Genomic DNA, 8,592 nt, shown 5'->3' with positions numbered 1-8,592 from the left:
CGTCGCATCGGGCCGTGACTCGTACAGCGCGACCGCGTCCGCCTTGAACTGTGGCGGGTAGTTCTTCATGACCACGAGATGTCCGTTCTCAGATCTTCAGGATCCAGTGTCTCGTGTGTCCCACATCCGGGGTCAAGGCCCGGTTCAGTCGGCGTGTCTTCGTGGGCCACGACAACCTCCTGGTGCGAGCATCTTGACGCCGTCGCCGCCGAACTCGATGGCCGCCCACGCGAAACGCTCGGCTGGGAAACCCCAGCCGAGCGCCTGTAAAACTGCTCGCGGCCTGATCGACACGACCACGTATTGCAGCGCCCCCTGAAACCGCCGTGGTAGCGGGCCTTACGCCCGTGGCGGGACGGCAGACGAGCTCAGAGCTGGGTTTCACCGCCATCCACGGCCAGCTCGATGCCGGTGGTGTACGTGGCATCGAAGGCGAGGAATGCGGCCGCCTTGGCGAACTCTTCGACGGTGCCGTAGCGCTTCATGGGGTTGCTCGCGGTCCGCTCCGCCCTGAACTGGTCAGCGGCCTCTTTGGACAAGTTCATCGTCTCCAGGATCCCCGAGTCGATGGGACCCGGGCTGATCGCATTGACACGGATTCCCCGCGGAAGCAGCTCGCGGGAGAAGGTGCGGGCCATCGAGCGCAGCGCCGCCTTGCCGGCCGCATAGACGCTGGTGTCCGCCATGCCGATGACGTTCGCGATCGAGGTGGTGAGGACGATGCCGGCGTTCGCGCTCAGCAGCGGAGCGAGCTTCTGCACAGTGAAGAAGGCGCCCTTGACATTGATCGCGAACAGCTCGTCGTACACGTCCTCGGTCGTCGACTCGAGGGGTGTGAGGGGTGAGATGCCGGCGTTGACGAACAAAGCCTCGATCGATCCGAGCTCGCTCTTTACACGGCCGACGAGCATATCCAGGTCGGGCAGTGAGGCCACGTCCGCCCGGACGGCCACGGCGTTCTCGCCGAGCCGCTCGCGTGCCGCGTCGAGCTTGGCCTGAGAACGGCCGGTGATCACCACGCGGGCTCCGCCTTGCACCAGCAGCTCCGCCAACGCGAGCCCCATGCCGCTGCTGCCACCCGTGATCACCACATTCTTGTTGCTGTACTTACCCATGCCGAGGTTGCTCCGTTCCATCATCAAACACATGTCGATATATCTGGATGTCGACATTCATGAAGCGAATCAACCGAGGGTTTCGATCTTCATGTCGCCTGTGGTGACCGTGCGGATGTGATCGCTGGCGAGCAGGTCGTGCGGATTGCCGAGGTGGATGGAGCTGACCTGGTCGAGCCGGGCCAGCTGGGAAGGAGTGAGGTCGACCTGCAGGGAACCCAGGTTGTCCTCCAGCTGCGCGATGGTGCGGGCGCCGATGACGGGTGCCGTCACGCCCGGGGCGTTCAGGGTCCAGGCCAGTGCGACCTGGGCGGGTGTGCGGCCCAGCTCCGAGGCCACCTCCTTCACCACATCGGCAATGGCAAGGTTGCGGTCGGTGACCCATCCCAGGGCGACGTTGAGGCTCTTGCGGTTGTTGGCGGTTTCGCCGACAACGGAGCCCGCCTGGTTCTGGTCCTCCCGGCTGTACTTGCCGGTGAGGACCCCGCCGCCCAATGGGGAGAAGGGGACCACCCCGAGTCCCATCTCGCGTGCCATCGGGATCAGGTCACGCTCCGCGGTGCGTTCGATCAGGCTGTACTCGGTCTCCAGTGCGACCAGTGGTGACCAGCCGCGCAGGTCGGCGATCGCCTGCATGCGCGACACCTGCCAGGCCGGGGCGCTGGAGATCGCCACGTACAGCACCTTGCCCTGCCTCACCAGGTCGTCCAGGCCCCGCAGGATCTCCTCCACCGGCGTCCTGAAGTCCCATACGTTCACGTAGAGCAGATCGATGTAGTCGGTGTTCAGCTGCCGCAGACTGGCTTCCACCGACGCCAGCATGCTCTTGCGGTGGGTACCCCCGGAATTCGGGTCACCGGGCTGACGCAGCGTCGAGTACTTCGTCGCCAGCACCATCTTGTCGCGGTTGGTGTGGGCGAATTCGCCGAGCAGTCGTTCGGAGCTGCCGTTGGTGTAGGTGCTGGCGGTGTCGAAGAAGTTGCCGCCGAGCTCGGTGTAGCGGTCGAAGAGCTTGCGCGCCTCGTCGCGCTCGGCGCCCCAGCCCCACTCGGTGCCGAAGGTCGCCGTGCCCAGCGCCAGCGGTGAGACCCGGAGTCCGGAACGGCCCAGCAGCCGATAGGTGTCGAGAGTGAGTGCCATCGTGTTCTCCTGTGAGGTGTGATTCGTGGCGTTCGAGAGGTGCGGCTTGGTGGTCGACTCGCCCGGGTTTCAGGTGCCGAGCCCGTAGCCGCCGGCCACGGTGATGTCCTGGCCGGTGATGTAGCCGGCAGCGTCCGAGGCGAGGAAGGCGACTGCTTCCGCGACCTCCTGGCTGGTTCCGAAGCGCTTGAAGGGGATCTTCGAGCGCATGGCGTCCCGGCCGCTCTCGGGCACCCCCAGCTTGTTGAGCAGCGGGGTGTCGGTGCCCCCGGGGCTCACGGCGTTGACGCGAATCCTGCGCGGGGCCAGTTCGAGCGCGAGGGAGGGCAGCATGGCCAGCAGCGCGCCGCGTGTCGCCGCCCCCACCGTGGCGCCAGGGGTGCCGCGACGGGATCCGATGCCGACGGTCAGCACGATCGAGCCGCCGTCGTTCATGAGGGGAAGGGCCTTTTGGAGGGTGAAGTACTGGCCCTTGAAGTTGAGGTCGGCGTGCTCGTCGAACGATTCCTCCGTCACTTCGGTAACCGGTGCCGGACGGAAGATCCCAGCGTTGAGGAAGAGCAGGTCCAGCGATCCGAACTGCGCCGACACCGTCGACATCAGGGCGTCGGTGTCGGAGAGCACGCGCCCGTCGGATCGGACGACGAGTACGTCACCGGGGAGCTCGGACTGCGCCCGCGCGAGGGATTCGGGATTCTGTCCGGTGACCGCGACCTGGTAGCCGCGGGCGTACAGCAGCTCGGCCGTCGCTTTGCCGATCCCGGTCGTCCCCCCGGTGATGACCGCTGTAGGCACGGCAAACCTTTCGTCGCTGAAGCGATGGGTGAGACCACCCGTAATCGGGGAACTCCCCGGTTGTCTCACCGTACACTGAACCGGGGACATCCCCGAATCGTTCCCGAGCCTCATCCGACACTCACGATCGCGAAGGTCATGACACCTCCACGCAGCACCCTGCGCGCCGACGCGCAACGCAACCGCGAGCAGCTGATCGCCACGGCCGCCGAAGCCTTCGCCTCCGGACGCCCGATCTCGCTGGACGCGATCGCCAAACGCGCGGGAGTGGGGAACGCCACCCTGTACCGGCACTTCCCCACCCGAGAGGATCTGGTCGAAGAGGTCTACCGGGACCAGATCCGCCCCTTGCGCGAAGACGCGCGCACCCTACTGGCTACCAAGCCGCCCGCACAGGCACTCCACGCGTGGATGCTCCGATTCGCCGACTGGGCCGGCGAACGACGCGGTGTCTGCGAGGCCCTGGTCGCCATGAGCGCTTCCGGCCGCTTCGGCACCGGACCGGTCTGCGACGAGGTCCAGCAAGTCCTGGCGATGGTGCTCGAGGCCGGCGCCACAGCAGGAGAACTGCGCAGCGACATCGACCCGGTCGAGGTAGGCGGCATCCTCGCCGGTTTGCTCTCCGTGGCCGGTGCACCCGAGCAGCGCCCCCAGCTGAACCGAATGCTGGACGTCGTCGTCGACGGACTCAGGCCCGCTTATGAGTTGGTGCGTGATAGCGGGTGAGGCGTGTTTGGCCTGGTCGTGGCCGGTTGTCAGGTGTTGGTGGTGCGGTCGGAGCCGGGGTTGGCGATGGTGCGGTAGGTGTCGGGCAGGCAGTCGCGGCGGTGGCGTTCCCACTGTTCGATTCTGTCGGGCAGTGCTCCGGGCCGGGGTTTTCTGGGCGGTGGGATCGCTTGCCCGCGGTGGTCGTGGCTCAGGCCGAGGTAGCCGTCGTCCAGAAGGACCTCGACGTCGGGGAAATGCTGGAAGCAGATGGCGATGCCTTCGTTACGGGCGGCGGTGGCGTCGTGCATCCGTCCGGGCCGCAGGTCATCGGTCCATAACGTGCGGCCCTTGCCGGTCGGCGATCACGGTGGCTTTCATCGCTGGGCACCTCGGGCGGTTTGACCCTGGTCGCCGTTTACGACTGGTCGGACGACGCCAGTGGCCTGTTCGTGATCGGCGTGGGGGTGATCATGATCGGGAGCGCGGCCGCGACCGCTCTCGCCGCGGTCCTGATCTCCACCCTGCACAAGACAGTGCCCGGAGCCGGCCGCCCCGGGCACTGACCCCGGCCGGCACACCTCCCCAACCACTACTGAGGAACATTCCCTGCGGCCTGTCCCAGTGATCGCCAGGCATGTACTTCTGCCTTGTGATCGATTCTCGCTGCGGCTACGCCCACTCCGCCCCAAGCTCCCGTAGCGCGGCGAGTTGGTCGGTGTCCAGCTGGTCTCTCCTGGATTTGGTGTTGGAGATCCATACGCCGAGCTTGACGGTCACCGGCTCGCCGTTGACCGTGATCTGTTCGCTGTGTCCCCTCGGCACCGGCCGGTCCGCGCCTTCTCGTTCCACCCACTGTGTGAGGGCTGCCAGCCCTCGCTGGAACGCCGCCTGTGCCTTGTTCGGGCCCTTCGCCGTACGCCCTGTCGCGGGGGCGGGAGACGGGGCCTGGGCGGGCTGCACGCCCAGCTTCACCAGCCGTTGCTGCTGTTCGGGGAGGAGCTGTGCCCAGGTGCCCGGGTTTTTCTGCCGCTCCAGCCACTTGCCCAGGTCGTCGTTCTCGAACAGCACCCCGGGTTCGATGGCCGGCAGGACGCCGTCGGCTTCGGTGTCGAGGAGGTCGGCGAGGATCCGGTGGTGCCGTTGCCAGTTCAGGGGCCAGGGGCAGTTCCAGTCCTCGTCGATCGCGGCCAGCTGTTTCGCGCGTACGGCGGCCCGGTCCGGGTCCTTGCCCAGGCCGCCCTTGCGGCGGAGGTTGGCCATGTGCTGCCCGATGGGGATCATCGTCTCGTCTTCGCCCCACATGGCGTCCTGCCTCGGGGCGAGGTGCCCGGTGGCCTGCCGGTAGGAGCGGAGGGCGGCGAGCTTGTTCTCCCAGGCTTCCTCGCCCGGCTCCCAGACCATCCCGGCTTCCGGGGCGTCCAGCAGGGTCTTGCGCCGCTCTTCCAGCTCTCCGGCCCGCAGCGCCTTTCGCTGCTGGTGGACCCATCGGCCAAGCGGAAAGCCCTTGGTGACCCCCACTTCGACCTCGACGTCATACGGGACGGCGTACAGGCCGGTGATCTCGTTCTCCTTCCGCCAGCGGAGCAGGGCCTGGTAGCCCTCCAGCCACACCAGCGACTCGGGCCGGTAGACCCGCGTCCGCAGGAAGGCTGCGATCGTGGCGGCGTCGCGCGGGCTGGAGAAGTGCAGCAGGGCGGCTTCGGCGGCGGCCTGCGTGTCGTTGTCCTCCTGGTCCTCGCCGTCGCCCGCGCCGCCGGCCCCGACGATCTGGCCGTCCTCGTCACGCCGGACGTGGACCTTGCGCTTGCCGCTGGTGAGGGCACGGGAGGCGAGCTGCTCAACAAGTCGTTCATCGTGACTGCGGAGCCCCTGGAGTACGGCTACAAGAGGGCGGAAGCTGGCGCTGGCGACCATGTCGGTGGGGTCCTCGCCGGGCTCCAGGAACACCGGCACGATGATCCTGGCGACCTTGGTGGAGCCGTCTTTGTTGAGCCTCAGGGCCCGGCCGATGTTCTGGACGATCTCGACCTGGGAGCCGCGGGTGTCTGCGAAGCAGACGGCTTCGACTCCCCGTTCGCCGGTGATGTCGACGCCTTCCCCGAGCACGCGGCAGCTGGCGAGGAAGGCGCGGTGCACGCGCCGGTTGTTGGCGTCGATGCCGCCTGCGAACTGGCGCAGGACCTCGCGCCGCTCGGAGACGAGGTGGTCGCCGCACAGCCACGCCGACCACACCCGGTCCGGGGGTACGTGGCGGCCGGCCTCCAGCTCGTAGAACTCCGCGTCGATCGACGACGCGGGGAGCCTCTCCGCGGCCGCCAGGTCGGCCTCGGAGGCGTCGTTCATGTACAGCTCGGCCGCTGTCTCCGGCAGCTTCTCCGCGAACGCCGCGGCTTCCTCGACCTTCTGGTGGAACGTCATGACCGTACGCAGGTTGTACGCCGCCGCGTGCTCCAAAAGTGCGGTCTGCAGGAGTGCGAGGCGCCGGCCCCGCCGCGCCTCCTCCGACTCCCCGAGGACCGGCGAGGGGTCGCGGATCTCCAGCACGTCGATCTCGAACCCCGCAAGGATCTCCCGCTCGATCGCCTCCGAGAGCCCCAGCTCCGCGAGCCACGCACCGTACGTCCCCTCCGGGTCATCTGCCATGGTCGCGAGCTCCGCCTCCTGGCCGCCGGTGTCCTTCTGGGGCCGGGCCGCGGCGAGGATGCGTGGGGTCGCGGTGAGGTAGAGCCGGAAGTCGACGGGGATCCGGGTGTTGTCGTGGATCGCCGCCCACGGACGGCCAAGATCGCCGGCGGTTCCGTGGGCCTCGTCCACGATCGCGAGGTCGAACGGGGCCGTCCGCTGCCCGTACAGCCGCTCTCCGCCCGCCAGAGCGGCCTCCAGCGGCCCGCGAACCTTCCCCTGGCCCATCGGTGCGCCGATGTCCTCACGGTCCACGAGAGAGGCGTACGTGGCGAACACGACCACGGGCCCGGACCCGGCCCACAGGGCGAGCTGGATCGGGTTCGTGGTGGTGCGCACCCCCAACGAGTTGAGAACCGCGTCGTTCTCCAGCGAGCACACCGCGACCATCGGGGCCCGGTGGCCCACCAGGCGCCACGCCTGCGCGGTCTGCGCGAGCAGGTCCAGGGTCGGCACGGTCACGAGGATCCGGCCGTCCGCGAACGACTCCAGCGCGCACGCGGCGGCCATGATCGTCTTACCCGATCCTGTCGCTGACACGATCGTGCCCCGAGCACCCCGCGGGGACACAGATGACCTTGCAGGAAATCCCACCCACCTGCGAAACGCGGATCGCTGATCTACCTGGTGTTCCTTGAGCCGAATCGCTGACATTTCCATGCCTCTCCGAGTGCTGAATTCCTGTGGTATTTCAGAGGGCCGCGTGCGGAATGCAGGCCGCGCCCAGGCCGTTCCAGATCGACGCATCCGCCTTGTGCCAGCTGGCGGGCTTTCCATCCTTGAACGGTGGCATGTCGTCCGGGTCGTAGTGACCGGCGTCGAGCGTGCAGACGACGTAGTCCCCATCGCTGTTCACCGTCCGCGCGGTGCACAGACCGCCGGCCTCACCCAGCGCCTCCAGGACCTGACGGCGCGCCGTGGTGTGCGGATAGGTGGCCGGCAGTACGGCTTCCCGGACGTACCTCTCCAGCCGCACCAGATCGGCCCGCTCACGCTGCCTCACGTCCGCGAGGTGTACGGCCAGTTCAGCGGCCCCGGCCGACCGGCCACCGCGCCGGGACCACTCCCGGTCCGTGATGCGCACCAGGGCTTCGCTCACGGCCGTCACGCCGTCGTCCCAGCCGTCCCCGAACTCCGGGCCACGCGAGCGCGGCGCCATGCCGTCCAGCTCCACGACCTCGCTCTGTGCCCCGGCGGGCGCTCCGGCCTCCAGCACGGCCGCCAGACCCTCCGCCTTGCTCGCGGGCACGCCCTGCACCTCCAGGGGCGCGAACAGCATCAGCCGGGCGTTGACACCCACTGTCTGATACTGGCTCACCCGGTGCACATAATTGCTGTTCAGCGCGGGACCGGGTCCGGCAGATTCGTGATGACCGGTCATCTTCGGGCGTTCCTGTCGAAATTCTGAAGAGGTTCCCGAGTGGTTGGGGTGCTCCGTGTTTCCGCCAATGATACATGCTGCATCAAATCGAGACGCAGCATATGGCAGACGATCAAATGTTCACGGTTTGTCCACTTTGAGCCTCGGGGAATATCAGCATGCAACCGGAACGAACCATGAGCCCAGTACTCATACGGAAGGCGCAATCATGACTCACGGCACCGTGAAGGCTCTTGACGCAGAGAAAGGCACCGGAGTCATCTCACAGGACGAAGGGGCAGACCTCCCCGTCCACTACGACGACATCCAAAACATCGGAGACAAGAAGCTGGAAGTAGGCCAGAGGGTGGAATTCCAGATCACCCAAGGCCCACAAGGACCCAAAGCCATCGGAGTCCGAAGCCTCTGAACCGAACCCCCACCACCCCGGCCAGCCTCTCTCGTAACCAGCCCCCGGCGGAGCCGGAGTGGCCCGGGAGCGCAGCGGACGGGCCCTTCCCGCCCCCTCCAGGTCACCCCCACTCAGTGGGAGTGACCCAAAACGGGCGGGAAGCCGGAGCGAAGCGCAGGCGCCCGTCCCGCAGGAGCGCAGCGAATCCGGGACGCCACGGACGCAGCCCCTGGCCCGAACCGGAGCGCAGCGAAGGGAAGGCCGGCCCGCAGGGCCGGACCCGCCGCGCAGCGGCGGGAGGTGACGGAACGTCACCGCCTCCCGCGAAGCGGGAGGCTCCTCTTTCCCAGCGCGCGGCGCTGGGGCACCCGCTCCGCGGG

The 8,592-nt window shown here is 67.7% G+C and carries 8 protein-coding genes and 1 pseudogene; 3 read left to right on the top strand and 6 right to left on the bottom strand.

Annotated elements, in window-relative coordinates; all coding sequences use genetic code 11:
* Positions 1-368: 368 nt before the first annotated feature.
* The 3 genes from ACF1FZ_RS34810 to ACF1FZ_RS34800 form a co-directional block, all read right to left on the bottom strand.
* Complete coding sequence (locus ACF1FZ_RS34810) at positions 369-1,115, bottom strand: SDR family oxidoreductase (protein ID WP_391777370.1); 747 nt, start codon at positions 1,113-1,115, stop codon at positions 369-371.
* A 69-nt stretch (positions 1,116-1,184) separates the two neighbouring features.
* Positions 1,185-2,255: an aldo/keto reductase gene (locus tag ACF1FZ_RS34805; RefSeq protein ID WP_391777369.1), complete on the bottom strand. Its 1,071-nt coding sequence runs from the start codon at positions 2,253-2,255 to the stop codon at positions 1,185-1,187.
* 69 nt (positions 2,256-2,324) lie between these two features.
* A complete protein-coding gene (locus ACF1FZ_RS34800) occupies positions 2,325-3,050 on the bottom strand; it encodes an SDR family oxidoreductase (RefSeq protein WP_391777368.1) in 726 nt (241 codons plus the stop codon).
* A 138-nt stretch (positions 3,051-3,188) separates the two neighbouring features.
* On the opposite strand from ACF1FZ_RS34800, the gene ACF1FZ_RS34795 reads away from it, so the two are divergent.
* Positions 3,189-3,776: a TetR/AcrR family transcriptional regulator gene (locus ACF1FZ_RS34795; RefSeq protein WP_391777367.1), complete on the top strand. Its 588-nt coding sequence runs from the start codon at positions 3,189-3,191 to the stop codon at positions 3,774-3,776.
* A 29-nt stretch (positions 3,777-3,805) separates the two neighbouring features.
* Here the strand turns inward: ACF1FZ_RS34795 and ACF1FZ_RS34790 are convergent.
* A pseudogene (locus ACF1FZ_RS34790) lies at positions 3,806-4,193 on the bottom strand (IS5/IS1182 family transposase); the annotation flags it as partial.
* Here ACF1FZ_RS34790 and ACF1FZ_RS34785 point away from each other — a divergent pair.
* On the top strand, positions 4,157-4,321 hold the full coding sequence (locus ACF1FZ_RS34785; RefSeq protein ID WP_391777366.1) for a hypothetical protein: 165 nt from the start codon (positions 4,157-4,159) through the stop codon (positions 4,319-4,321). The pseudogene ACF1FZ_RS34790 and the gene ACF1FZ_RS34785 sit on opposite strands and share 37 nt — an antisense overlap.
* Positions 4,322-4,427: 106 nt before the next feature.
* Here the strand turns inward: ACF1FZ_RS34785 and ACF1FZ_RS34780 are convergent, their stop codons facing one another.
* Together ACF1FZ_RS34780 and ACF1FZ_RS34775 are read right to left on the bottom strand one after the other, a co-directional pair.
* Positions 4,428-7,094 carry a Helicase associated domain protein gene (locus tag ACF1FZ_RS34780; RefSeq protein WP_391777365.1) on the bottom strand — a complete coding sequence of 889 codons (2,667 nt, stop codon included), beginning with the start codon at positions 7,092-7,094 and terminating at the stop codon, positions 4,428-4,430.
* A gap of 37 nt (positions 7,095-7,131) precedes the next feature.
* Positions 7,132-7,758, bottom strand: a complete 627-nt coding sequence (locus ACF1FZ_RS34775) for a hypothetical protein (protein ID WP_391777364.1) — start codon at positions 7,756-7,758, stop codon at positions 7,132-7,134.
* 271 nt (positions 7,759-8,029) lie between these two features.
* Here ACF1FZ_RS34775 and ACF1FZ_RS34770 point away from each other — a divergent pair, with 271 nt between their 5' ends.
* Positions 8,030-8,230 carry a cold-shock protein gene (locus ACF1FZ_RS34770; RefSeq protein WP_391777363.1) on the top strand — a complete coding sequence of 67 codons (201 nt, stop codon included), beginning with the start codon at positions 8,030-8,032 and terminating at the stop codon, positions 8,228-8,230.
* The last annotated feature ends 362 nt before the right edge of the window (positions 8,231-8,592 follow it).

The organism is Streptomyces sp. NPDC014623 (assembly GCF_043088245.1).
In the GTDB taxonomy this organism is placed as follows: Bacteria; Actinomycetota; Actinomycetes; order Streptomycetales; family Streptomycetaceae; genus Streptomyces.
Note: the sequence above shows the minus strand (reverse complement) of the source record. Positions and strands in the feature narration are given on the sequence as shown.